This window comes from Arsenicicoccus bolidensis DSM 15745 (genome assembly GCF_000426385.1).
GTDB classification, from domain to species: Bacteria; Actinomycetota; Actinomycetes; order Actinomycetales; family Dermatophilaceae; genus Arsenicicoccus; species Arsenicicoccus bolidensis.
Window position 1 is genome coordinate 15,639 of sequence record NZ_AUFG01000018.1, and the last position, 21,693, is coordinate 37,331.

Sequence of the window (21,693 nt, forward strand, 5' to 3'; positions counted from 1 at the left end):
ATCCCACGCCGTGACGTGAGCGTCAGCCGTGGCCAGGCGACGCGGCGTCTGGGCTGCTGGCGCCTGGCGGCCCGTCCAGGGAGATGGCGGCGTCCCAGTCGGAGGGCACCGGGCCACCGTCGATGACGTCAGCCACCAGCGCGGCGAAGCGCTCGCACTGGGCGATGTCATGGGCCCGGCAGCGCAGGGAGTGCTCGGTCATGGCCCGCGACCGCTCGAGCTCGCGGCGCTGCTCGTCGAGGTGCTGCAGGTGCGCCTCCAGCACCTGGTGGCGACCCGGCGCACCCTCGTCGAGGAGCGCGCGGATCTGTGGGAGGGACATGCCGATCAGCTTGTTGCGGGCGATGACGGCGACGCGCACGAGATCGGCGCGTGCGTAGCGCCGGTAGCCGCTCGCATCGCGCGCAGGGCTGAGCAGCCCCACGTCCTCCCAGTGGCGCAGGACGTGGGTGGGCACGTCGAACCGCCGAGCCACCTCGCGGATCGGCAGTCCCGCATCGTCACTTGCCTTCATGTCAACCTGAAGGTACACGCTGGCGAGCATGACAATGACGACGGACATCGTGATCATCGGCGGCGGCCCAGCCGGGCTGCAGGCCGCCCTGTCGATCGGCCGGGTGCACCGCCAGGCGGTGCTGCTGGACGACGGCTCCTATCGCAACGCGCGAGTCACCCACATGCACAACGTGATCGGCCAGGACGGCACTCCCCCGCCCACCTTGCGCGCGGCTGCACGGGCGGAGCTCGCGGCCTATCCCACGGTGGAGGTGCGCGACGTCCGGGCCACCACCGTGACCCCGAGACCGGACGGCACGTATGCCGTGACCCTCGCCGCGGGTGAGGACCTCGTCGCCAGAGCCGTCATCCTGGCCACCGGGGTCCGGGACGAGCTGCCGCAGGTCGACGGCCTGCAGGACCTGTGGGGCGGACGCGCCGCGCAGTGCCCGTTCTGCCACGCGCACGAGTTCGCCGGGGGACGCTTCGGCATCCTCGGGACCGGCCCGGCGGCCCACCTGACCGCGCTGCTGGAACCCGTCGCCGGGTCGCTGGTGCTGCTCCCCCTCGAGGGCGACCCCGCAGGTGCGCCCGTCCGCGCGGTGCGGGACACGGGCGGCGGCGTCGACGTGACGCTCGCCGACGGCTCCACCGAGCACGTGGACGTCCTGTTCCTGCGACCGGAGCTGCACCAGGGCGCGCCCTTCGCCGCGCAGCTCGGCCTGGCTCGCAACGACTCCGGCGCGATCCGCGTCGACGAGCTCCAGCGCACGAGCCTGCCCGGCGTCATGGCGGCGGGCGACCTCGCGCACGTGCCCGCGCTGCCGATGCCGATGCAGTCGGTCGTCATGGCCATGGCGGCCGGTCAGGTCGCGGCATCCGCGGCCGTGATGTCGCTCATCGGCCCGCGCCCCTGAGGACTCCCCTCGCCGACTGGTCACCTCCCGACATCCTGGCCGCACCCTCCCCGTCCGCAGCTTGCCGGTCAGAGGTGGACCTGACCGGCCTTCCAGAAGCCGCTCGCCACGACGTGGCGCCGGGGCACGTCGCGCTCCTTGACGAGGTGGCGGCGACGGTGGCCACCTCGGCGCACGCCCAGGCATGGTCCACGCCGGCGGTCAGGGGCACCGTCTGCAGGTCGTCGGCGGTCAGGGGCACCGTCTCCGGGTCAGGGGGCCGGCGTTTCCCGCAGCTGAACTCGGCACGGGGACCGCCCGGCCACACGCCCCTTCCTGAGGTCACCCCGCGCCGAGGGCCTCCCGCTCCAGCCGGGAGAGGTCGAGGATGGCGGTCCAGCGGCGCCCGGAGTCGATGACTCCGTCACGTCGCCACTGGCTCATGACCCGCGACACCGACTCCGGGGTGGAGCGCGCCAGGCCCGCCAGGTCGCTGCGGGAGAGGGGGACCTCGAGCAGGATCCCGCGCCCGCCACGGTCGTTGCCGAGCTTGTCAGCCAGGCGGAGCAGCGCGGTTGCCACTCGCTGGGCGACCGTGTCCGTGACCTGACCGCCGACATCATCCTGCGCCCGCGCCAGCCGCTCGGCCACGTCATCCAGCACCCGTAGCGCAACGCCTGGATGCTCAGCCAGCAGCTCACGAAAGGTCGGTTGGTCGATCTGCAACGTACACGTGGGGACCAGCGCGCTGGCGGTATGCCGATGGGCTGACTGCCCCAGTGTGCCCATGCCCCCGAAGAGCTCACCGGCCACGAGGATGTCGGCCAGGGTCTCGGTGCCTGTTGCGCTGACCTGACTGAGCTTGACGCGACCCTCAGCGACGACATACAGGTGACCGGCGGCACTGCCAGCGTGGAAGATGTGCGTCCCCACGGGCCACGACGTGGTGGCCATCCGCCGATCGATGCGATCGAGCTCGGCCGGGGACAGCCCCTGGAAGTAGGGCACGCGGGCCAGGACTGCCATCCGGACGGCTCGCGGACAGCGGTGGGGCATGGTCACTTCGCGCAGCGGGATGTGCCGACGCCCACCGGGCGGTCCCTCACGGGGGCCGACAGAGGTCACGGGCCTCATTCTAGGCCCGTTTGAAGCATGAATCACCAGGTCACGGCAATGTGCTGCTCATTGATGTGCGTCATGGTCCCTCCCTCGCAGCGCTCCTAGCTTGGAATCACCGCGGCGTCCACAAACCGGTGGGTCCGCGAGACAGGGAATGAGGACCACCATCATGAACACCGCCACCAGCACCCACACCCATACCGTCCTTCGCGCCGAAGGCTTCTCCTGCCCCTCGTGCGTCGGCAAGATCGAGAAGCAGGTCGGACGCCTCCGGGGCGTCACCCGCGTCAGCGTCAAGTTCGCCTCGTCGCGCATCGAGGTCGATCACGACCCGGCCATCACCGGCGTCGCCGAGCTCGTGGCGGCAGTCTCCAAGGCCGGCTACCGGTCCGCTCCGTCCGCGTTCTGACTCGCGCTGACTACGAGACGGAGACATCGCCATGACACATCTCACCCATGTCCGGCACCCGATTCGGAACCTCTGGACGGTCCCGTTGGTCGCCGGCCTGTCGATCATCATCTCTTTCACGGCCTCCGGCCTGGCGGGCTCGCAGCTGTGGGGTGACGTGTTCATGGTCACCGCTGCGGTCGTCGCTGGCGCCCCCATCCTGCGCTCCGCGGTCCACGGTCTGGTTGCGCGGGTCATCGGCATCGACCTGCTCGTCTCGATCGCCGCAATCGGGGCGCTGTTCATCGGTGAGGTCTGGGAAGCGGCGGCTGTGACCTTTCTGTTCGCGATCGGTCACGCCCTGGAGAACGCCACGCTCAACAAGACCCGCTCCGCCCTGGCCGAGCTGATCGCGGTCGCGCCTGAGATCGCCATCGTGCTGCGGCATGGCGAGCAGGTCTCGGTCCCCCCGGCTGAGGTGGTCGTGGGCGAGACGGTGCTCGTGAAGAACGGCTCCAAGATCCCCGTCGACGGTGTCGTCATCGCAGGCTCCGGCGCCGTGGACGAGGCCTCCATCACGGGCGAGTCCATCCCGGCGGAGAAGGCCCTCGGTGACCCGGTCTACGCCGGCACCATCTCCCACGGTGGATTCCTGCAGGTCGAAGCGACCGGTGTGGGCGCCGACACCACGCTGGCCCGGATCATCCACCGCGTCGAGGAGGCGCAGGACGCCAAGGCCAAGACCCAGGCCGTCATGGATCGGTTCTCGACCTGGTACACACCCGCCATCATCGTGCTGGCGCTCGTCGCCTTCCTGGCCACCGGCAACGTCACGCTGGCACTCACCCTCCTGGTGATCGGCTGTCCCGGCGCCCTGGTCATCTCCGTTCCGGTGGCGATCGTGGCGGGCATCGGGCGCGGCGCCAGAGACGGGATCCTGATCAAGGGCGGCGAGTTCCTCGAGACCTCCGCCACGATCACGGCCGTTGCCCTGGACAAGACAGGCACACTCACGGAGGGACGTCCGTACCTCACGGATGTCGTCGTGATCGACCCCTCGCTCGACGAGAGCGAGGTGCTGCACTGGGCTGCGCAGGCAGAGACCGGCTCCGAGCATCCGCTCTCTCGCCCCATCGTGGAAGCGGCCTTGGGAGACGGCAGGGCTGCGCTCGGCCTGCCCGAGCACACGGAACCCGTGCCCGGCAAGGGCGTCGTGGCGCTGGTGCGAGGGCACCGAGTGGCGGTGGGAAACCTCTCGCTGCTGCGCGTCGAAGGCGTGACGAAGGGCACCGAGCTGGCTGCGGCCGCCGCAGACGACCTGGCAACACGTGGCCGCACGCCCATGATCGTGGCCCTGGACGGACAGGTGATCGGCATCGTCGCGGTCGCGGACAGGATCCGCCAGGACGCCCGCGAGATGGTGGGGCGGCTGCACAAGGCCGGCGTCAGCAAGGTCGTCATGCTCACCGGAGACACCCACCTGGTCGCGGAAGCAGTGGCCTCGGAGGTCGGGGTCGACGAGGTGCGTGCCGGGCTCCTGCCGGAGGACAAGCTCGAGGCAGTGCGTGAGCTGCAGTCACAGGGTCACGTGGTCGCCATGGTGGGAGACGGGGTCAACGACGCCCCGGCGCTGGCCGTCTCGGACATCGGGATCGCCATGGGTGCCGCCGGCACAGGTGTCGCCATCGAGACTGCTGACATCGCCCTCATGAAGGACGACCTGCTCAAGCTGCCGCAAGCGATCTCTCTGGCGCGGCGCACGGTGTCGGTGATGCGCATCAACATCGCCGTAGCCCTGATCACGGTCGCGTCCCTGCTGGCCGGTGTCATCCTGGGCGGGGTCACGATGACCCTGGGCATGCTCGTCCACGAGGCATCGGTGCTCATCGTGATCCTCAACGCCATGCGGTTGCTGCGCCCCTCCCGTCTGTCGCCGAGTACGCAACCCGTGGCTTCCCCCACCTCCCGCGCCCGCGAGCCCGAGGCGCGACCCGTCAACGTGGCGTGAAGCCCAGGGTGCGGGCTGAGCAAGCCAGGGTCGACCGATCCGCTGAGGAGGACGTCCCCGAGACGACCCTGCACGCCCTCATGGTCTGCCAGCCGGACGCGGCTGAGCCCCGCAGGGACGAATCCCTGCGGGGCTCAGCGCGGTTCGTCGCTCGAGCGACGGGGTGATCAGCTGCAGCCGGAGGTGCTGCCGCAGCCCTCGCACACGTAGCAGGAGCCGGCGGGACGCATCTTGGTGCCGCAGGTCATGCAGATCGGCGCGTCGGAGGCCATGCCCTGGAGCTTCTCCATCAGCTCGGCGGAGGAGTGGATCTCGCGGGACACCTCGCGGGCGTCGGCCGCACCGGCGCCGGACTTCACCTCGGCCGGGCGGGGCGACGAGGAGCCGAAGCGCTCGCCGGCCTCGCGGGCCTTCTCCTGCGGGGTCTTGGAGGTGGCGACGTCCTGCTGGATCTCCTCGTCGTACTCCTCCTCGTCCTCGTCGGTGACGGGCTCGTAGGACCCGGTCTCGAGCTGGCGAGCACGCTCCTCCGCGGAGTAGATGCCCATCATCGAGCGGGTGTCGAAGTCCAGGTAGTCCAGGGCCAGGCGACGGAAGACGTAGTCCATGATCGACTGCGACATCCGCACGTCCGGGTCGTCCGTGAGGCCGGCCGGCTCGAAGCGCTGGTTGGTGAACTTGTCGACATAGGTCTCGAGCGGGACGCCGTACTGCAGGCCCACCGAGATGGCGATGGAGAACGCGTCCATCACGCCGGCCAGGGTCGAGCCCTGCTTGCCGAACTTCAGGAAGAGCTCACCGAGACCACCGTCGGGGTAGGCGCCGGCCGTCAGGTAGCCCTCGGCGCCGCCGACCGTGAAGGACGTGGTCTGCGAGGCGCGACGCTTGGGCAGGCGACGGCGGGTGGGGCGGTAGATGACCTTCTCGACGACCTTGGCGTCGCCGGACTCGACCAGCTCGGCGACCTTCTCCTCGACGCGCTCCTCGACCTTCTTCTTGGTCTCCTGCACGGACAGCGGCTGGCCGACCTTGCAGTTGTCGCGGTAGACGGCGAGGGCCTTGAGGCCGAGCTTCCAGCCCTGGAGGTAGACGTCCTCGATCTCTTCGACCGTGGCCGACTCGGGGAGGTTGACCGTCTTGGAGATGGCGCCGGACAGGAACGGCTGGCAGGCCGCCATCATGCGCACGTGGCCCATCGGGGAGATGGCGCGGGCGCCCATGGCGCAGTCGAAGATCTCGTAGTGCTCGGTCTTGAGCCCGGGGGCGTCGACGACGTGGCCGTGCTCGGCGATGTACTCGACGATGGCCTCGATCGACTCGTCCTGGTAGCCGAGCTTCTTGAGGGCACGCGGGATCGTCAGGTTGACGATCTGCATGGAGCCGCCACCGACGAGCTTCTTGAACTTGACCAGCGAGAAGTCGGGCTCGATGCCGGTGGTGTCGCAGTCCATCATGAAGCCGATGGTGCCGGTGGGGGCGAGGACCGAGGCCTGCGCGTTGCGGAAGCCGTTCTTGTCACCGAGGTCCAGGACCTGGTCCCACGCCTGGGTGGCGAGGGCGTGGATGGAGGAGTCCATCTCGTCGAGGGTCTTGACCTGGGCGTTGGCGTCGCGGTGCTGGGCCATGACGCGCTTGTGCGCCTCGGCGTTGCGGGCGTAGCCGGCATACGGCCCCACGACCGCGGCGAGCTCGGCGGAGCGCTTGTAGGACGCACCGGTGAGCAGCGAGGTGATCGTGGCGGCGAGCGCGCGGCCACCGTCGGAGTCGTAGCCGTGACCGGTCGCCATCAGCAGGGCGCCGAGGTTGGCGTAGCCGATGCCGAGCTGGCGGTAGTCGCGGGTGGTCTCGCCGATGGACTCGGTCGGGAAGTCCGCGAAGCAGATGGAGATGTCCATCGCGGTGATGACGAGCTCGGCGACCTTCTGGAAGGTGGCGGCGTCGAAGGTGTCGTCGTCGCGCAGGAACTTCAGCAGGTTGAGCGAGGCCAGGTTGCAGGAGGAGTTGTCCAGCGACATGTACTCCGAGCAGGGGTTGGACGCAGTGATGCGACCGGTCTCGGGGTTGGTGTGCCAGGCGTTGATCGTGTCGTCGTACTGGATGCCCGGGTCGGCGCACTCCCAGGCCGCCTTGGCGACCTTCTTCATCAGGTTGCGGGCGTCGACGCGCTCGATGATCTCGCCGGTCATGCGGGCGCGCAGACCGAAGTCGGTGCCCTCCTCGACGGCCTTCATGAACTCGTCCGAGACGCGGACCGAGTTGTTGGCGTTCTGGTACTGCACGGAGACGATGTCGCGGCCGCCGAGGTCCATGTCGAAGCCGGCGTCGCGCAGGGCGCGGATCTTGTCCTCCTCGCGCGCCTTGGTCTCGACGAACTCCTCGATGTCGGGGTGGTCGATGTCGAGGACGACCATCTTGGCCGCGCGGCGGGTGGCGCCGCCGGACTTGATGGTGCCGGCGGACGCGTCGGCGCCGCGCATGAAGGAGACGGGGCCGGAGGCGGTGCCGCCGGAGGACAGCAGCTCCTTGGAGGAGCGGATGCGGGAGAGGTTGAGGCCGGCGCCGGAGCCGCCCTTGAAGATGAACCCCTCCTCCTTGTACCAGTTCAGGATGGAGTCCATCGAGTCGTCGACGGACAGGATGAAGCAGGCGCTGACCTGCTGCGGGCTGGCCGTGCCGACGTTGAACCACACCGGGGAGTTGAAGCTGAACACCTGGTGGACCAGGGCGTAGGTCAGCTCGTGCTCGAAGATCTCGGCGTCCTCGGGCGTGGCGAAGTAGCCGTTGTCCTTGCCGGCCTTGGCGTAGGTCAGGACGACGCGGTCGATGAGCTGCTTGAGGCCCTGCTCGCGCTTGTCCGTGCCCACGGCACCGCGGAAGTACTTGGTCGTGACGATGGTGGAGGCGTTGACCGACCAGAAGTCGGGGAACTCCACCCCACGCTGCTCGAAGATCGTCTCGCCGGTCTTCCAGTTCGTCTGGACGACGTCGCGCTTCTCCCAGTTCACATCGTCGTAGGGGTGCACGCCGGGCGTGGTGAAGATGCGCTCGATGGTGAGGCCCTTCTTGGCCGACTTGCGTGCTGCGGAGCGAGCGCCGACGGTCTCGGTCATGGTGCTGTGCCTTCCGTTCCCTTGGATTGCTGGCGGTATGTCGTGCCTGTGGGTCCCCGTCAGGTGGCGCGGCGGGGCGGTGGAGATGTCGTGGTGCGGGGTCCGGTCGTCATACGAGCAGTCTGTGGGCGACCACTGACAGACCCCCGGTGACCTGCTAGGTCGTGCGAGAGGGGCCCGGAGGACCCACCGCGGCGGGCTCCTCGCCCGTGGGCGGGTGCTCCGCCCGGAGCAGGGTGATGGCCGCCTCGAAGTCGTCGAGCGAGTCGAACGCCTGGTAGACGCTCGCGAACCGCAGGTAGGCGACCTCGTCGAGCTCGCGGAGCGGGCCGAGGATGGCGAGACCGACCTCGTGGGCGTCGATCTCGGCGTGGCCCTGCGAGCGGATCGTCTCCTCCACCCGCTGGGCCAGCCTGGCGAGGTCGTCCTCGCTGACCGGACGCCCCTGGCAGGCCTTGCTCACGCCGTCCTGGATCTTGGAGCGGCTGAACGGCTCGCTGGCGCCCGACCGCTTGATGACGGTCAGGCTCGCGGACTCCACCGTGGTGAAGCGGCGCTGACAGGCCGGGCACTGGCGGCGACGACGGATGGCGGAGCCGTCGTCGGTCGTGCGGCTGTCGATGACGCGGCTGTCGGTGTTGCGGCAGAACGGGCAGTGCACGGCTAGGCTCCTCCCCTGATCGGCGACCGCCTGTGGAGGCGGCTGTGGATGGCTTGTTGACAACCTGTGGGTAACCGGTCTCACCCTGGGGACTACATGTGGATGACTTACACCGATGTAACCACTAGATGTAGTGATCTTATGCCCGTGATGGCCCCGTGATCAAACAAGTCACCCACCTGACGTGTTGTCCCAGGTCACACGGCGTGTTGCACTCATCGTGTCGGGCTCAGCACTCTGCGTGATGGTGACGAAGGGCCAGACGATCGACGGCCCGACCCCAACATGTGGTGGTCGTCGCACGGTCTAGGCTCGACCCATGGATCGCCGCGCCCTCACCCCGCTCGTCGTCGGCCTGCTCTGCTTCGCGGTCGCCCTCATGATCCGCAGCGGAGGTCTGGTGCGCGGCCTGCTGATGTTCGTGGCGGCCGGGTTCATGGTCTACGCAGTGTCCGTGATGACCCGCGACCGCCGCTGATCCTGAGTTATCCACAGACCCCTGTATGACGGAAGCAGGAGGCGTGGCCGCACGTCTAGGCTCGACGCCATGCGTGGACACGGACGTCTCCTCACCGCCGCCGGGCTGATCGCCGCGGGCGCCCTGGCCGGCTGCTCGGGCGCCGCGGGCACGAGCCAGGGCTCAGCCACCGCCACCCACGAGCTGCCACCGGCCACGCCGGGCACCAGCGCCGCCGCCCCCACGTCGAGCTCCGCAGCGACGACGTCCACCACCTCCGCCACGGCGGCATCACCGGCGGTCACCAGCGCCGCGGCCCCTGCCATCCCCGCAGCCGCCCGCGCACACACTCCAGAGGGCGCGGAGGCGTTCACGCGCTACTTCATCGATCAGGTCAACGTCGCTTGGATGCAACCTCGTCCGGGCCTCATCCCGCAGCTCAGCTCACCGAATTGTCAGGCATGCAACGCTCTAGAGAAGGTCTCTCTGAACCTAGCCACCCAGAACCAACGGTTTAAGGGAGCTCCCGTGGTGGTGAGGTCCGCCCAATACGAAGGTGACACGGATCAGAATCTGGCGATCGTCAGGATCACGGGCGAGCAATCGGCCACGGCGATTTTGGGTGCTAACGGCCAGGTTGTCTCCCCTCAGCGGCAAGCACCTATGAGCCGCCAAGTGTTGCTTCGTGAGTCTCCTAACGGGTGGCGCGTGGACTCGATGTGGGGATGACACGTGATCGCTATGGCGCAATGGACGGACATGCCAGCCGCTGGCCCGAATGACGACAGCGTCTTCCTAGGAGCGTCCTCGCAAGGCGGTTTGACTATTCGCGGTACACGAAGCCGGAGAACTGTGCGACCGTCGAAACCGGGCACCTCATCGCCTCAACAGGCACCGGCCTCGCGCCCCCGGAATCAGCCCCAGGAGAGTCGGACCGTTGGAGCGGTCACGAATGGTGGTCGAACGTCGCCTACCGCCTCTGAAACGACGTTCCTCTACGTGACTCGGCGGCCGCTGGTGTCTCGGGACGGGCCGGGGGTGTGGGAGACCGCTGTACCGGGGTTCGTGCCGGACCCGGCGGCTCCAGCCGCGCCGGGGCAGGCCCCACCCGCGCCGGGGGCACCGGCGCAGGTCGCCCCACCGCAGCCGGTGCTGACGGAGGCCATGATCGTGCAGGCCTTCCACACCACACCGTTCGCAAAGCCCATGGCAGAGGTGCAACCCGTGGGTGGCCGGACCCTCGTGACGCTGCCCACCTATGTCCAGATCGCCTGGGATCCAGCCGGTTTCGAGCCCGGGGAGATCAGCACGGTCGACCTGCTCGGCCACGCCGTGCGCATCCGCCCCGTCGGCCAGAGCTACCTCTACGACTTCGGGGACGGCGGCGCGGTGGGGCCGACGTCCAGCACCGGTGGGCCCTACCCCAGCGGCGACGTGACCTACCCCTACCCCAAGGCCGGCAGGTTCGCGATCAACGTCACGGCGACCTACTCCGGGGAGTACAGCGTGGACGGCGGCGCGTGGATCCCCATCGCCGACACCGTGCAGATCCCCGGCCCGGAGGAGCCCATCGATGTCCGCACCAGCCGCAACGAGCTGATCGACCAGGGGTGACGGATCGATCTTCGGAGCCCGTGGGCGGCAGCACGCTCGTCGCACGGACGCAGCCGGACATCGCGGGGTCTGTGACCATGCCCAGACACGCGGGTAAGGTCGGCCTATGAGCACGGACACGGACCGGGTCCGCCGTGGCCCGGGACGCCCCCGAGGTGGTGACGGCGCCGCGACCCGCGCGCGCATCATCGCGGCAAGCCTCGAGCTCTTTGCCAACCACGGGTTCCGCGCCACAGCGCTGGCGCAGATCGCCAAGGACGCCGACCTCTCCCCCACCGCGCTGACGCACCACTTCCCCCACAAGGAAGCCCTGCTCGCCGAGGTGCTGGCACTGCGGGACCAGCGCGACCGCGAGGACCTCGATGCCCTCGAGCCGACAGCGCCCACCGGGTGGCAGGTGCTGGAGCGCCTGTGCAGGCTCACCCTGCTCAACAGCACCAGGCCACAGCTGGTCCGGCTCTTCGTCACCGTGACCAGCGAGGCGATGGACCCCGACCACCCGGCCCACGCCTGGACTCAGCGGCACTACGCCGAGGCCCGTCAAGCCATCGTGGACGACCTGGCCGAAGGCATCCGCACGGGCACCGTCGCACCCGAGACCCCCACCGAGCAGGTCGCAAGCTCCGCCCTGGCCATGATGGACGGGCTGCAGACGCAGTGGCTCCTGTTGGGCGGATCACTGGACATGGCCGGCGCCTTCGCCACCTACGTGGCCGCACTCCACCAGACGTACGGGTCCGCGCCGACCGCCTCGCCGGACGCCATCACCACCGACTGACCGAGGCGCGAGGCGCGAGGCACGAGGCAAAGAGGTGCGCCGTGGCGTCACCACCCCCTGATGGTGACCGCCACGACGCAGGTCATGGGCCCCGCCCGCCTGCTGCGACAGGCGACCGCGTCCGCCGGACGGCGATGGGCGCCGAGGGTCTTGCAGCGAGCACGTGCGACGTGCCCGGATGCCCTCTGGCGCAACATCGGTCGGGGCCGTTCGTGAGCGTCAACGTCCCAGCGGACGGATTTGCTCCCGGCGGAAAGGAAGGGAGATCGGCCCGATCAGGACGCCGGCACGACCAGGGTCTGGCCGGTCATGATCTGGTCGTTCTGCAGGTGGTTGGCCTTGACGAGGCGCAGGACGGCGTCGTCCGTGCGGACGCCGGGCATCTCACGGGCCGCGATCTCGGACAGGCTCTGGCCGCCCTCGACGGTCACGACGTGCGCGGCCGTGCCGGCGGGCGCCGCGGTGGCCAGCGACGACCAGGCGGAGAACGCCGCGACGGCGACGAGCACCGCCACGGTGAGGGTCATCGCGAGCCGCCCGCGCCGCGTGAAGCGCAGGCGACGGGGTGCACGGGCCGGGACGGCATCGCCGGTCGGCACCAGGTGCAGTCGGGGACGGCCGGGCACACGTGCCGGGGCGATGGTGTCGTCCCACGCAACAGCTGCACTCATTGGGTCCTCCTTCTCGACGAGCCGGGGTGGCTCGCTCATCCGTTCGATAGAACGCTTGTACGAAAGTACAGCATCCCCGGGGCTGATGTGAAGACTCGCGTCGAACGAGTGTTTGAAACACGCCTTCGACCCCGGTAGCCTTGGTGGCCACGGGAGATACTCAACCAGGCACCACTGACACACCCCCCGCCCCGAGTGTCTCCACCGCACATCACTGCAGGTCAGGGGCCCTGCCGGCATCGAGGGAGCGAGCACGATGGCCAAGGTCACCAACCTGCCGGAGCGCGACGGCGGGCAGCGCCTCACCGTCCGCCAGCGCAAGATCCTGGAGTTCATCCGCGACACGGTCGAGCGCCGGGGCTACCCGCCGAGCATCCGCGAGATCGGCGACGCCGTGGGTCTCGCCAGCGTCAGCAGCGTCTCGCACCAGCTGCAGACCCTCGAGCGCAAGGGCATGCTGCGCCGCGACCCCAACCGCCCCCGAGCCATCGAGGTCGTCTCCCCGGACTGGGCTCCCGAGGCGTTCCACACCGACGCCGACGACAGCACCGACGTGACGGGCACGCGCGACCAGCGGCCCCAGGCGTCATACGTGCCCGTCCTCGGTCGGATCGCCGCCGGTGTCCCGATCACGGCGGAGGAGGTCGTCGAGGACGTCTTCCCGCTCCCCCGCCAGGTCGTGGGCGAGGGCCAGCTGTTCCTGCTCAAGGTGGTCGGGGACTCCATGGTCGATGCCGCCATCTGCGACGGCGACTGGGTCGTCGTGCGCCAGCAGCCCGACGCCGACAACGGCGACATCGTCGCCGCGATGATCGACGGCGAGGCCACGGTCAAGACCTTCAAGCGCAAGCTCGGTCACCCGTGGCTGCTCCCGCACAACCCCGCCTTCGAGCCGATCGACGGCAAGCAGGCGACGATCCTCGGCAAGGTCACGGCGGTGCTGCGCTCCGTCTGAGCGCGCAACCGTCGGACCTCGCCGAGGGTGTCGAGGGTCAGACCACCGGCGTCAGCGACGCGGGCCGTAGGGGTCGCGGTCGGCCCGGTCGTTGACGAACGCGCCCGGTCGATAGCTCACGAAGGCTGCGCCGGCCAGGTTCGCCGCCTCGGCGACCCGCTGCAGCGACCGAGGCCTCACGGCGCCGGTCCATCGACCGGTGTCGAGGCGTTCCTGCATCGCCTGCACCGCGGCGACGTTCTCGGCAGGCGTGAACGTGCAGTGCCCCGTGCGCTGCACGTAGGCCTGGCGCAGCAGCGCGCCGGAGCCGGCTCGCTTCACCTTCGTCGCGTACTCGCTCGTGTACTCCACCGGCGCAGCGGGGTCCGCCACCGTGTGCATCGTCAGCACCGGCACGCGCAGCCGGCCGGTCGGGGCCGACGTGCGCTTCAGCCAGGTCACCGCCGCGGGATCGGCCGTCACGTCGGCGTCGCTGGTGATCTGCCGCAGGTCCTGCTTGAGGTCGAGGCCCGCCGAGCGATGGAGCCGGGCCACGTTGCCCGCCTGGTCGCTGCGGCGCAGGAGCCGGGCGTAGTCGACCCCCTTGTTCCACCCGCTGTCCCCGCCCGAGACCTCCTGGATGTCGACGCGCCGGGTCATCATCATCGTCAGCGACCCGATCAGGTAGGTGTACTGCGCCTGCTCGATCGCCACGGCGTCACGCGCCTTGGGCGGGGTCGCACCCGTCGCCCACGTCGGCATGTTCATCAGGGATGCGGCGAGCGCGATCCGGGCGCGTCCCTGCGGGGTGGCCTGAGCCGCCTTGACGGCGTCGACCAGCCGCTGGGCGCTGGCCGCCGCCTCCTCCACGGACGCGAACTTCGTGAGCCGCACGTCCTCGCCGGGCAGCAGCAGGGAGGCGACGGCCTGCTGCCCGTCGAGCTGGTAGTTGTTGAGGTTGAGCCCGCCACCGAGCAGTCCGCAGGTGCTGATCGCCGCGTCGATGTCAGCGTCGCGACGCTCCGCCAGCAGGCTGCTCACCAGCCCTCCCATGGACCGGCCGAAGGCCAGCGTGCGACGCGGCTCGCCGATGCGCGCCTTGAACTCGGCGAGCACGCCCAGCTGGTCGTCGACGGCGCTGCCGAGCGCCCATCCGGTCCGGGCGTATGACGACTACGCCACGGCATACCCGCGTGCCTGCAGGGCCGCCGAGGTGGGGGCGAACCCGGCGTCCACGGTGGGGTTGACCGCGCCGGTGCGGAACCCGTGGCTGAACAGGATGACGTCGCCGTTCCAGCCGGCCGGGACCGCGATGTCCCAGGTGGAACCGTCGGGCAGGGTGCCCTGCTCGTGACGCGGCTCGGTGACGCGCGGCTCGGTGGCGCGCGGCTCGGTGGCGCGCGGCTCGGCGCTGCGGGGCTCGGTGCTGCGGGGCGACCCGGCGGCGATCGCGGGTGCCACGGGGACGGCCAGGGCGCCGACGGCAGCCAGGGCAGCCGCGACGGTCGTGGCTCGGGAGGGGCGGAGGGTGCGCGAGGACATGTCGACTCCTGGGGGGTGGGTCCGCGACGTCGGCGTCGCATGACAGGAATCCTGTATACAGGCGTCAGCGCGCCGGCGAAACCCCACTTCCGCCCCGCGGGACGATGGGCGCCGCGGGACGATGAGCGCCGCGGGTCAGTCGCCGTCGAGGGGACGGTCGCTCATGGCGGCGCGGCACATCTGCAGCGCCTCGGTGAAGCTCTCGCGCTGGTCCGGGTCGAGGTCCTTGACCATGTGCGCCTCGAGCTCAGCCACGGGCTCGGCCTGGCGCCGTAGCAGGGCGCGGCCGTCCTCGGTGAGGCTGATCAGGCGGCGGCGCCGGTTGGTCGGGTCCGGGTCGCGCCTGATGAGACCACGACGCTCGAGCCCTCCCACCAGGTCGGCGGCCGACTGGGCCCGCACGAAGGAGTGGCGGGCGAGGTCGGCGGAGGTCATGCCCTCCCGCCGCTCGAGCACCGTCAGCGCGCTGTACTGCAGTGCCGTGACACCGGACTCGCGGACGATCGCGTCTAGGTGAGCGCGCGTGACGAGCTCGAGCTGCTTGACGACGTACAGCAGCGACGGGGCCGGCGAGCGATCACGGTGAGTCACCCCGCCATTCAACCTCATCACGGAGCGCAGAATTCACCGCGGCACCCTTGCGCGCCGCCTGGCCGTCATGTCAGTATCAGGAAACCTGCTATTCAGCGACGAACGGGGAGAGCCCATGAGTTCCGGTGTCGTGCACGACGGTTGCGAGGTCCCAGAGACCCTGTCGCTGCGTCGGGAGGGTGCCGTCGGCATCATCACCCTGAGCCGCCCCGCCAAGCGGAACGCCCTGTCCGACCGCACGATCCTCGGCCTGGAGCGCATCTTCACCAACCTGGCCCCCGAGGTCCGCGCGATCGTGCTGGACGCCGAGGGCGATCACTTCTGCGCGGGCCTGGACCTCGCCGAGATGGCCGAGCGTGACACGCTGGCGGGTGTCGCCCACTCGCGCATGTGGCACCGCGCCTTCGACACCATCGAGGGCTCCCTCGTCCCCGTCGTGTCCGTGCTCAAGGGCGCGGTCGTCGGCGGCGGACTCGAGCTCGCCTCGGCCACCCACGTACGCGTCGCAGAGCGCTCCACCTTCTACGCCCTCCCCGAGGGGCAGCGCGGGCTCTTCGTGGGCGGCGGCGGCTCCGTGCGGGTCCCCCGCCTGGTCGGCGCGCACCGCATGGTCGACATGATGCTGACCGGGCGCCGCTACGACGCGGTCGAGGGCCACGCGGTGGGCTTCGCGCAGTACCTCGTCGACGACGGCGTCGGGCTGGACCACGCGCTGGGTCTCGCCGCGCGCATCGCGGACAACGCGCCGCAGACGAACTTCGCCGTGGTGCAGGCACTTCCGCGGATCGCGGAGGCCAACCCGCGCGAGGGCTACCTGATGGAGTCGCTCATGGCCGCGATCGCGCAGGGCACCGACGACGCCAAGGGCCGCATGCGCGACTTCCTCGAGGGCCGCGCCGCCAAGGTCACCGAGGACGCGCGATGACCTGGCGCACCTGGGACCCCGGCACCCCCGTCCAGCAGGGCGACATCGTCTGGACGCCACCGGTCGACGTCCTCGAGACCAGCCAGGTCGGGCAGTACCTCACCTGGCTGGCCCGCGAGCGCGGCCACCGCTTCACCACGCACGACGAGCTGTGGCGCTGGTCGGTCACCGACCTCGACGGCTTCTGGGGATCGGTGTGGGACTACTTCGAGGTCCAGGGCCGTATGCCGCACCGCGCGGTCCTCGGACGACGCGAGATGCCCGGCGCCGAGTGGTTCCCCGGTGCGACGCTCAGCTATGTCGACCACGCGCTCGGCCGACCCGAGGACGCGAGCACGGTTGCGGTCATGGGGCGTTCGCAGACGCGCGAGGACGTCGACCTGACCTTCGGCGAGCTGCGGGAGCAGGTCGCAGCAGCGCGGGACGCCCTGCAGCGCCTGGGCGTCCGCCGCGGGGACCGGGTCGTCGGCTACGTGCCCAACGTCCCCGAGTCGCTCGTCGCCTTCCTCGCGACGGCGAGCCTCGGCGCCATCTGGGCGAGCTGCGCCACCGAGTTCGGGCCCCGGGCGGTCATCGACCGGTTCGCCCAGGTCGACCCCACCGTCCTGCTCGTCGTCGGCGGCTACCGCTACGGCAGCAAGGACGTCGACCGGTCCGCCGAGGCCGCCGAGATCCGCGCCGCCCTGCCGACGGTGCAGCACGTCGTCGACCTGGAGTACGGCCCGTGGCGCGTCGAGGGCGCCCTGTCCTGGCGCGAGCTGCTCCACGCCGCACCGGAGCCCGAGCGCGTCGACGGACTGGCGCAGGTGCCGACGGAGGCCGTCGCCTTCGACCACCCGCTCGTCGTGCTCTTCTCCTCGGGCACCACCGGGCAGCCCAAGGCCATCGTGCACGGGCACGGCGGCATCCTGCTGGAGCACCTCAAGAACCACGCGTTCTCCTGGGACATGCGCCCCGGCGACCGGATGCTGTGGTTCTCCACGACGGCCTGGATGATGTGGAACGCCCTCATCAGCTCGCTGCTCGTGCGCGCCGGGATCGTCATGATCGACGGCAACCCGCTGTGGCCCGACCTGGAGTGGCAGTGGCGGCTCGCGGAGGAGACCGGCGCCACGGTCATGGGCGCCAGCCCCGGCTACCTGATGGCCTGCCGCAAGGAGGGCGTCGACCTGCGTGACCGCCGAGACCGCCTGTCGCTGCGCGTGATCGGCTCCGCCGGCGCGCCGCTGCCGCCCGAGGGCTACGCCTGGGTCGCCGAGCAGCTCGGCCCCGACGTGCAGCTCAACGTGGGCTCCGGCGGCACCGACGTGTGCTCCGGCCTCGTGCAGAACTCCCCGCTCGTGCCCGTGTGGGCCGGCGAGATCTCCGCGCGCTGCCTCGGCGCCGACGTCCACGCCTGGTCCGAGACCGGCGAGGAGCTCGTCGGCGAGCTCGGCGAGCTGGTCGTCACCTCCCCCATGCCGTCCATGCCGGTCGGGTTCTGGGGCGACGACGACGGCGAGCGCCTGCGCTCGACCTACTTCGGCCACTACCCGGGCGTGTGGCGGCACGGCGACTGGATCGTGTTCGCCGACAACGGTTCCTGCCACGTGGCCGGCCGCTCGGACGCCACCCTCAACCGTGGCGGCGTGCGCCTCGGCACCGCCGAGTTCTATCGGGTCGTCGAGGCGCTCCCCGGCGTCGCCGACTCCCTGGTCGTGCACCTCGAGGACCCCGAGGGCGGCAACGGGCACCTGCTGCTGCTCGTGAGCCTCGAGGACGGGGTCGACCTCGACGACGCGCTGCGCAGCACCATCGCCCGGGTGTTGCGAACTGCCTTGTCCCCCAGGCATGTCCCCGACGAGGTCCTCCAGCTTCCCGTCATACCGCGCAATCTCACCGGCAAGAAGCTCGAGCTCCCCGTCAAGCGGATCCTGCAGGGGCAGCCCCTGGAGCAGGTCGCCAGCCGCGACGCCCTCGCGGTGCCGACCTCGCTGGATCCCGTCGTGGCGCTGGCCGGCTCGCGCCGCGCCACCGACCCGGAGGAGGACCGATGAGCCCGTATGTCGCTCCCGACGCCATCACGCGCGTCGCCGTCGTCGGCGCCGGCGCCATCGGCGCGGCCTGGGCCACCCTGGCCACCGCCCGCGGCCTGGATGTCGTCGTCGCCGACCCCGCGCCGGACGCCGAGGAGCGTCTGCGCAGCACCGTCGACCGCCAGCGCGAGCAGCTCCCGCCACGCGAGACCGCCGGCAGGACAGGCGATCTCACGCTCGTGCGGGACGTGGCCGAGGCCGTCCGCGACGCCGACCTGGTCATCGAGGCCGGGCCCGAGCGGCTCGACGTCAAACGCGAGATCTTCGCCGCGGCCGACGCCGCGGCCCGGCCCGACGTGCTCCTCACCAGCAGCTCGTCCGGGCTGACCCCCAGCTCCTTCCAGGACGCGTGCACGCACCACCCCGAGCGCTTGCTCGTGGCCCACCCGTTCAACCCGCCGCACCTGGTGCCGCTGATCGAGATCGTCGGTGGCTCAAGGACGGACGCGGCTGCGGTCGACGCGGCCATGGCGACCTTCGCCCACCTCGGCAAGCACCCGATCCGCATCAACGCCGAGCTGCCCGGCCACGTCACCAACCGACTCCAGGCGGCGCTGTGGCGCGAGGCCTACGACCTCGTCGCCCGAGGCGTCGTCACCGTCGCGGACGTGGACACGGCCATCGCCTCCGGGCCCGGGCTGCGGTGGGCGCTCTACGGCCCCTTCGCCACCCAGCACCTGTCGGGCGGGCCGGGCGGGATCGGCCACGTGCTCGAGCACCTCGGGCCACCGATGCTGGACTGGTGGGCCGACCTGGGGCAGCCCGAGCTCACCCCCGAGCTGTGCCGCACCATCGCCGCCCAGACCGACGACGCGATGGCCGGCCAGGACCTCGACGAGGTGACCCGCCGCCGCGACGAGGCGCTGCAGGCGCTGCTCGCCCTCAAGGCCGCGTCGGGCATCGACGCGCCCGCCGACACCCACCCGGCTGCCGGACCAGCTGCTGGATCAGCTGCCGGGCCAGGTCCCGGATCAGCTGCAGGACAAGGAGGTTCGCATGCGTGACGCCGGCATGGGCTCCTGGGCGCGTCGTCGTGCCCGGATGTCGCCCGACCAGGTCGCCTTCGTCCATCGGGGCGTGCGGACGACATACGGCCAGGTCCAGGACCGCTCCAACCGCCTCGCCCACGGGCTGCGCGCCCTGGGCGTCGAGCGCGGCGACCGGGTCGCCTATCTCGGGCTGAACTCCGTCGAGCTGGTCCTGACCATGCTGGCCACGGCCAAGCTCGGCGCGGTCACCGTGCCGCTCAACACGCGGCTGGCCCCACCCGAGACGGCCTTCGTCCTGCAGGACTCGGCCCCGCGAGTCCTGGTGTGGGACGAGGGTTTCGAGCAGGTCGTCGGCTCCGAGGACGTCGCCTCCCTGGGCGTCCTGACCGTGAGCGTGGCCGGCGCCGAGGGTCACCCGTCGTTCGCCGAGGTCCTCGAGAGCGGCTCGGACGAGGTGCTGGACGAGCCGGTGTCGCTGGACGACCTGTTCATGATCCAGTACACGTCGGGCACGAGCGGGCGCCCCAAGGGCGTGATGATGACGCACGCCAACATCTCCTGGAACGTCTACAACCTGATCGTCGACCTCGACCTCACCTCCCACGAGCGGTGCCTGCTCAGCGCGCCGCTGTTCCACACCGCGGCGCTCAACCAGCTGATGTTCCCCTGCTTCCTCAAGGGCGGCACGAGCTACATCGAGTCCTCGTGGGACGCCGACCGGGCGCTCGAGCTGATCGAGACCGAGGGCATCACCTGGATCTTCGGCGTCACGACCATGCTGCTGTCGCTCCTGCGCCACCCGCAGTGGGAGACCCGCGACCTGTCCAGCCTGCGCATCGTCCAGTCCGGCGGGGCGCCCCTGCCCGAGTCGCTGCTGCAGGCCTACCTCGACCGCGGGCTCATGATCATCCAGGGCTACGGGCTGACCGAGTCCTCCCCCGGCGCGACGATGCTGCGCGCCCACGAGGGCGTCACCCGCATCGGTTCCGCCGGCACGCCGTGCTTCTTCAGCGACGTGCGGGTCGTGACGCCGACCCTCGAGGACGCCGAGACCGGCACCCCCGGCGAGGTCCTCGTGCAGGGACCCAACGTCACCCCGGGCTACTGGCAGCGCGACGACGCCACCGCCGAGACCTTCGTCGACGAGGGCTGGCTGCGCACCGGCGACCTCGGGACGATGGACGACGACGGCTACCTGCGCATCGTCGACCGGCTCAAGGACATGATCATCTCGGGCGGGGAGAACATCTATCCCGCCGAGGTGGAACAGGCGATCTACACCCACCCCGCCGTCGCGGAGGTCGCCGTCATCGGGGTGCCCGACGCGCACTGGGGCGAGGTCGGTCGAGCGGTCGTCAGCCTCCGCGCCGGCCAGTCCGCCTCGGAGGCAGAGCTGCTCGCGCACCTGGACGGCCGGCTCGCGCGCTACAAGATCCCCAAGTCGGTCGTCATCATCGAGGAGCTGCCGCACAACGCCTCCGGCAAGCTCGTCAAGAACCGCGTGAAGGAGCAGTGGGGCCACCATGACTGAGCTCAGCATCGACCTCGACACGATCACCGCGATCGACGTGCACGTCCACGTCGAGTCCGACGGGCACGGTTGCCTGTCGCTCGACCAGGAGCTGATGGACGCCTCGGCGGCGTACTTCCGCTCGTCGGACAACCGCACCCCCACGGTCGAGTTCCTCGCCGACCGCTATCGCGAGCACGCCATGGCCGCCGTGGTGTTCACCGTCGACGCCACGACCAACCTCGGCCACCCGGGGATCTCGAGCGTGGAGCTCTGCGACCGCGCCGCGCATCACCCCGACGTGCTCATCCCCTTCGGCTCGGTCGACCCGCTCCAGGGCGCGGCCGCCGTGGACCTCGCGCGACGGCTGGTCCGCGAGCACGGGGCGCGGGGCTTCAAGTTCCACCCGTCGCTGCAGGGCTTCTCCCCCGACCACGAGGCGTTCTACCCCTTGTGGGAGGCCATCGAGGAGCTCGGCGTGCCCGCGCTGTTCCACACCGGGCAGAACGGCATCGGCGCCGGGCTGCCCGGCGGCCGCGGCATCAAGCTGCGCTACTCCAACCCGATCCTGCTCGACGACGTCGCCGCGGACTTCCCTGCGCTGCAGGTGATCCTGGCGCACCCGTCCGTGCCCTGGCAGGCCGAGGCGATCTCGATGGCCACCCACAAGGCCAACGTCCACATCGACCTGTCGGGCTGGTCGCCGCGCTACTTCCCGCCCGAGCTGGTCAAGGCGGCCGGCGGCATGCTGCGCCGCAAGGTGCTGTTCGGCAGCGACTACCCCCTGATCTCGCCCGAGCGGTGGATCGCCGACGCCGAGCAGCTCGGCCTCAAGCCGGAGGTCATGCCAGGGATCCTCAAGGACAACGCCGCCCGGCTGCTCGGTCTGCGCTGACCCGGCGACCCCGCTTCCGTCATACCGCCGATCCC

General features: G+C 70.5%; 22 protein-coding genes. 13 read left to right on the forward strand and 9 right to left on the reverse strand.

Annotated features, from left to right (window positions below; genetic code table 11):
* Window positions 1-22: 22 nt before the first annotated feature.
* A complete protein-coding gene (locus K313_RS20885) occupies window positions 23-514 on the reverse strand; it encodes a helix-turn-helix domain-containing protein (protein WP_029211673.1) in 492 nt (163 codons plus the stop codon).
* 28 nt (window positions 515-542) lie between these two features.
* Here K313_RS20885 and K313_RS0111080 point away from each other — a divergent pair, with 28 nt between their 5' ends.
* Entirely contained in the window at window positions 543-1,412 is an 870-nt protein-coding gene (locus K313_RS0111080; RefSeq protein WP_034252915.1) for an NAD(P)/FAD-dependent oxidoreductase, read from the forward strand.
* A gap of 68 nt (window positions 1,413-1,480) precedes the next feature.
* Here the strand turns inward: K313_RS0111080 and K313_RS24485 are convergent, their stop codons facing one another.
* Entirely contained in the window at window positions 1,481-1,588 is a 108-nt protein-coding gene (locus K313_RS24485) for a siderophore-interacting protein (RefSeq protein ID WP_239262560.1), read from the reverse strand.
* Window positions 1,589-1,733: 145 nt separating this feature from the next.
* Entirely contained in the window at window positions 1,734-2,417 is a 684-nt protein-coding gene (locus tag K313_RS0111090; protein WP_240483974.1) for a Crp/Fnr family transcriptional regulator, read from the reverse strand.
* Window positions 2,418-2,679: 262 nt separating this feature from the next.
* Between K313_RS0111090 and K313_RS0111095 the strand changes: the two genes are divergently transcribed.
* Together K313_RS0111095 and K313_RS0111100 are read left to right on the forward strand one after the other, a co-directional pair.
* A complete protein-coding gene (locus K313_RS0111095; protein WP_029211676.1) occupies window positions 2,680-2,919 on the forward strand; it encodes a heavy-metal-associated domain-containing protein in 240 nt (79 codons plus the stop codon).
* Window positions 2,920-2,950: 31 nt separating this feature from the next.
* The gene (locus tag K313_RS0111100) at window positions 2,951-4,906 is read left to right on the forward strand and encodes a heavy metal translocating P-type ATPase (protein ID WP_051274107.1); all 1,956 of its coding nucleotides are present in this window, start codon (window positions 2,951-2,953) and stop codon (window positions 4,904-4,906) included.
* Window positions 4,907-5,073: 167 nt separating this feature from the next.
* Here the strand turns inward: K313_RS0111100 and K313_RS0111110 are convergent, their stop codons facing one another.
* Together K313_RS0111110 and nrdR are read right to left on the reverse strand one after the other, a co-directional pair.
* Window positions 5,074-8,016 carry a vitamin B12-dependent ribonucleotide reductase gene (locus K313_RS0111110; protein ID WP_029211678.1) on the reverse strand — a complete coding sequence of 981 codons (2,943 nt, stop codon included), beginning with the start codon at window positions 8,014-8,016 and terminating at the stop codon, window positions 5,074-5,076.
* A 157-nt stretch (window positions 8,017-8,173) separates the two neighbouring features.
* Window positions 8,174-8,677 carry a transcriptional regulator NrdR gene (nrdR, locus tag K313_RS0111115; RefSeq protein ID WP_019287094.1) on the reverse strand — a complete coding sequence of 168 codons (504 nt, stop codon included), beginning with the start codon at window positions 8,675-8,677 and terminating at the stop codon, window positions 8,174-8,176.
* A gap of 319 nt (window positions 8,678-8,996) precedes the next feature.
* Between nrdR and K313_RS23520 the strand changes: the two genes are divergently transcribed.
* The 4 genes from K313_RS23520 to K313_RS0111130 all read left to right on the forward strand — a co-directional run bounded on the left by K313_RS23520 (window position 8,997) and on the right by K313_RS0111130 (window position 11,526).
* Window positions 8,997-9,155, forward strand: coding sequence for a hypothetical protein (locus tag K313_RS23520; protein ID WP_156911335.1), 159 nt, complete (start codon window positions 8,997-8,999; stop codon window positions 9,153-9,155).
* Between the two features lie 69 nt (window positions 9,156-9,224).
* Window positions 9,225-9,863: a DUF6318 family protein gene (locus tag K313_RS24875; RefSeq protein WP_420804908.1), complete on the forward strand. Its 639-nt coding sequence runs from the start codon at window positions 9,225-9,227 to the stop codon at window positions 9,861-9,863.
* A gap of 495 nt (window positions 9,864-10,358) precedes the next feature.
* Entirely contained in the window at window positions 10,359-10,748 is a 390-nt protein-coding gene (locus K313_RS0111125; protein ID WP_156911337.1) for a PKD domain-containing protein, read from the forward strand.
* Window positions 10,749-10,854: 106 nt separating this feature from the next.
* Window positions 10,855-11,526 carry a TetR/AcrR family transcriptional regulator gene (locus tag K313_RS0111130; RefSeq protein ID WP_029211680.1) on the forward strand — a complete coding sequence of 224 codons (672 nt, stop codon included), beginning with the start codon at window positions 10,855-10,857 and terminating at the stop codon, window positions 11,524-11,526.
* A gap of 275 nt (window positions 11,527-11,801) precedes the next feature.
* Here K313_RS0111130 and K313_RS0111135 read toward each other — a convergent pair whose 3' ends face one another.
* Window positions 11,802-12,197: a LysM peptidoglycan-binding domain-containing protein gene (locus K313_RS0111135; protein ID WP_029211681.1), complete on the reverse strand. Its 396-nt coding sequence runs from the start codon at window positions 12,195-12,197 to the stop codon at window positions 11,802-11,804.
* Between the two features lie 256 nt (window positions 12,198-12,453).
* On the opposite strand from K313_RS0111135, the gene lexA reads away from it, so the two are divergent.
* Complete coding sequence (gene lexA / locus K313_RS0111140) at window positions 12,454-13,152, forward strand: transcriptional repressor LexA (protein WP_029211682.1); 699 nt, start codon at window positions 12,454-12,456, stop codon at window positions 13,150-13,152.
* A gap of 51 nt (window positions 13,153-13,203) precedes the next feature.
* Here lexA and K313_RS20890 read toward each other — a convergent pair whose 3' ends face one another.
* From K313_RS20890 to K313_RS0111150, 3 genes are all read right to left on the reverse strand, one after another.
* Window positions 13,204-14,247, reverse strand: a complete 1,044-nt coding sequence (locus K313_RS20890; protein WP_205621853.1) for an alpha/beta hydrolase — start codon at window positions 14,245-14,247, stop codon at window positions 13,204-13,206.
* Window positions 14,248-14,304: 57 nt separating this feature from the next.
* On the reverse strand, window positions 14,305-14,673 hold the full coding sequence (locus K313_RS24245; RefSeq protein WP_051274110.1) for a hypothetical protein: 369 nt from the start codon (window positions 14,671-14,673) through the stop codon (window positions 14,305-14,307).
* Window positions 14,674-14,808: 135 nt separating this feature from the next.
* Window positions 14,809-15,264 (reverse strand): MarR family winged helix-turn-helix transcriptional regulator, encoded by a 456-nt coding sequence (locus K313_RS0111150; protein ID WP_205621854.1) that lies wholly within the window; start codon window positions 15,262-15,264, stop codon window positions 14,809-14,811.
* Window positions 15,265-15,379: 115 nt separating this feature from the next.
* Here K313_RS0111150 and K313_RS0111155 point away from each other — a divergent pair, with 115 nt between their 5' ends.
* Genes K313_RS0111155 through K313_RS0111175 form a run of 5 tightly spaced genes read left to right on the forward strand, consistent with a single transcriptional unit; the run spans window position 15,380 to window position 21,658 of the window.
* Window positions 15,380-16,189, forward strand: coding sequence for a crotonase/enoyl-CoA hydratase family protein (locus K313_RS0111155; protein ID WP_029211684.1), 810 nt, complete (start codon window positions 15,380-15,382; stop codon window positions 16,187-16,189).
* On the forward strand, window positions 16,186-18,225 hold the full coding sequence (locus K313_RS0111160; protein ID WP_029211685.1) for an acetoacetate--CoA ligase: 2,040 nt from the start codon (window positions 16,186-16,188) through the stop codon (window positions 18,223-18,225). Before K313_RS0111155 ends, K313_RS0111160 begins: the two co-directional genes overlap by 4 nt.
* Entirely contained in the window at window positions 18,222-19,268 is a 1,047-nt protein-coding gene (locus tag K313_RS0111165; RefSeq protein WP_029211686.1) for a 3-hydroxyacyl-CoA dehydrogenase NAD-binding domain-containing protein, read from the forward strand. The genes K313_RS0111160 and K313_RS0111165 overlap by 4 nt, the downstream gene beginning before the upstream one ends.
* Entirely contained in the window at window positions 19,261-20,784 is a 1,524-nt protein-coding gene (locus K313_RS0111170; RefSeq protein ID WP_029211687.1) for an acyl-CoA synthetase, read from the forward strand. Before K313_RS0111165 ends, K313_RS0111170 begins: the two co-directional genes overlap by 8 nt.
* Window positions 20,777-21,658, forward strand: coding sequence for an amidohydrolase family protein (locus tag K313_RS0111175; RefSeq protein WP_019287082.1), 882 nt, complete (start codon window positions 20,777-20,779; stop codon window positions 21,656-21,658). Before K313_RS0111170 ends, K313_RS0111175 begins: the two co-directional genes overlap by 8 nt.
* The last annotated feature ends 35 nt before the right edge of the window (window positions 21,659-21,693 follow it).

Excerpts from the sequence above, each read along its gene's own strand:
- K313_RS20885 (WP_029211673.1), bottom strand. The coding sequence starts at position 514 with ATGAAGGCAAGTGACGATGCGGGACTGCCGATCCGCGAGGTGGCTCGG.
- K313_RS0111080 (WP_034252915.1), top strand. The coding sequence starts at position 543 with ATGACAATGACGACGGACATCGTGATCATCGGCGGCGGCCCAGCCGGG.
- K313_RS0111090 (WP_240483974.1), bottom strand. The coding sequence starts at position 2,417 with ATGGCAGTCCTGGCCCGCGTGCCCTACTTCCAGGGGCTGTCCCCGGCC.
- K313_RS0111095 (WP_029211676.1), top strand. The coding sequence starts at position 2,680 with ATGAACACCGCCACCAGCACCCACACCCATACCGTCCTTCGCGCCGAA.
- K313_RS0111100 (WP_051274107.1), top strand. The coding sequence starts at position 2,951 with ATGACACATCTCACCCATGTCCGGCACCCGATTCGGAACCTCTGGACG.
- K313_RS0111110 (WP_029211678.1), bottom strand. The coding sequence starts at position 8,016 with ATGACCGAGACCGTCGGCGCTCGCTCCGCAGCACGCAAGTCGGCCAAG.
- K313_RS23520 (WP_156911335.1), top strand. The coding sequence starts at position 8,997 with ATGGATCGCCGCGCCCTCACCCCGCTCGTCGTCGGCCTGCTCTGCTTC.
- K313_RS24875 (WP_420804908.1), top strand. The coding sequence starts at position 9,225 with ATGCGTGGACACGGACGTCTCCTCACCGCCGCCGGGCTGATCGCCGCG.
- K313_RS0111130 (WP_029211680.1), top strand. The coding sequence starts at position 10,855 with ATGAGCACGGACACGGACCGGGTCCGCCGTGGCCCGGGACGCCCCCGA.
- K313_RS0111135 (WP_029211681.1), bottom strand. The coding sequence starts at position 12,197 with ATGAGTGCAGCTGTTGCGTGGGACGACACCATCGCCCCGGCACGTGTG.
- lexA (WP_029211682.1), top strand. The coding sequence starts at position 12,454 with ATGGCCAAGGTCACCAACCTGCCGGAGCGCGACGGCGGGCAGCGCCTC.
- K313_RS24245 (WP_051274110.1), bottom strand. The coding sequence starts at position 14,673 with ATGTCCTCGCGCACCCTCCGCCCCTCCCGAGCCACGACCGTCGCGGCT.
- K313_RS0111155 (WP_029211684.1), top strand. The coding sequence starts at position 15,380 with ATGAGTTCCGGTGTCGTGCACGACGGTTGCGAGGTCCCAGAGACCCTG.
- K313_RS0111160 (WP_029211685.1), top strand. The coding sequence starts at position 16,186 with ATGACCTGGCGCACCTGGGACCCCGGCACCCCCGTCCAGCAGGGCGAC.
- K313_RS0111165 (WP_029211686.1), top strand. The coding sequence starts at position 18,222 with ATGAGCCCGTATGTCGCTCCCGACGCCATCACGCGCGTCGCCGTCGTC.
- K313_RS0111170 (WP_029211687.1), top strand. The coding sequence starts at position 19,261 with ATGCGTGACGCCGGCATGGGCTCCTGGGCGCGTCGTCGTGCCCGGATG.
- K313_RS0111175 (WP_019287082.1), top strand. The coding sequence starts at position 20,777 with ATGACTGAGCTCAGCATCGACCTCGACACGATCACCGCGATCGACGTG.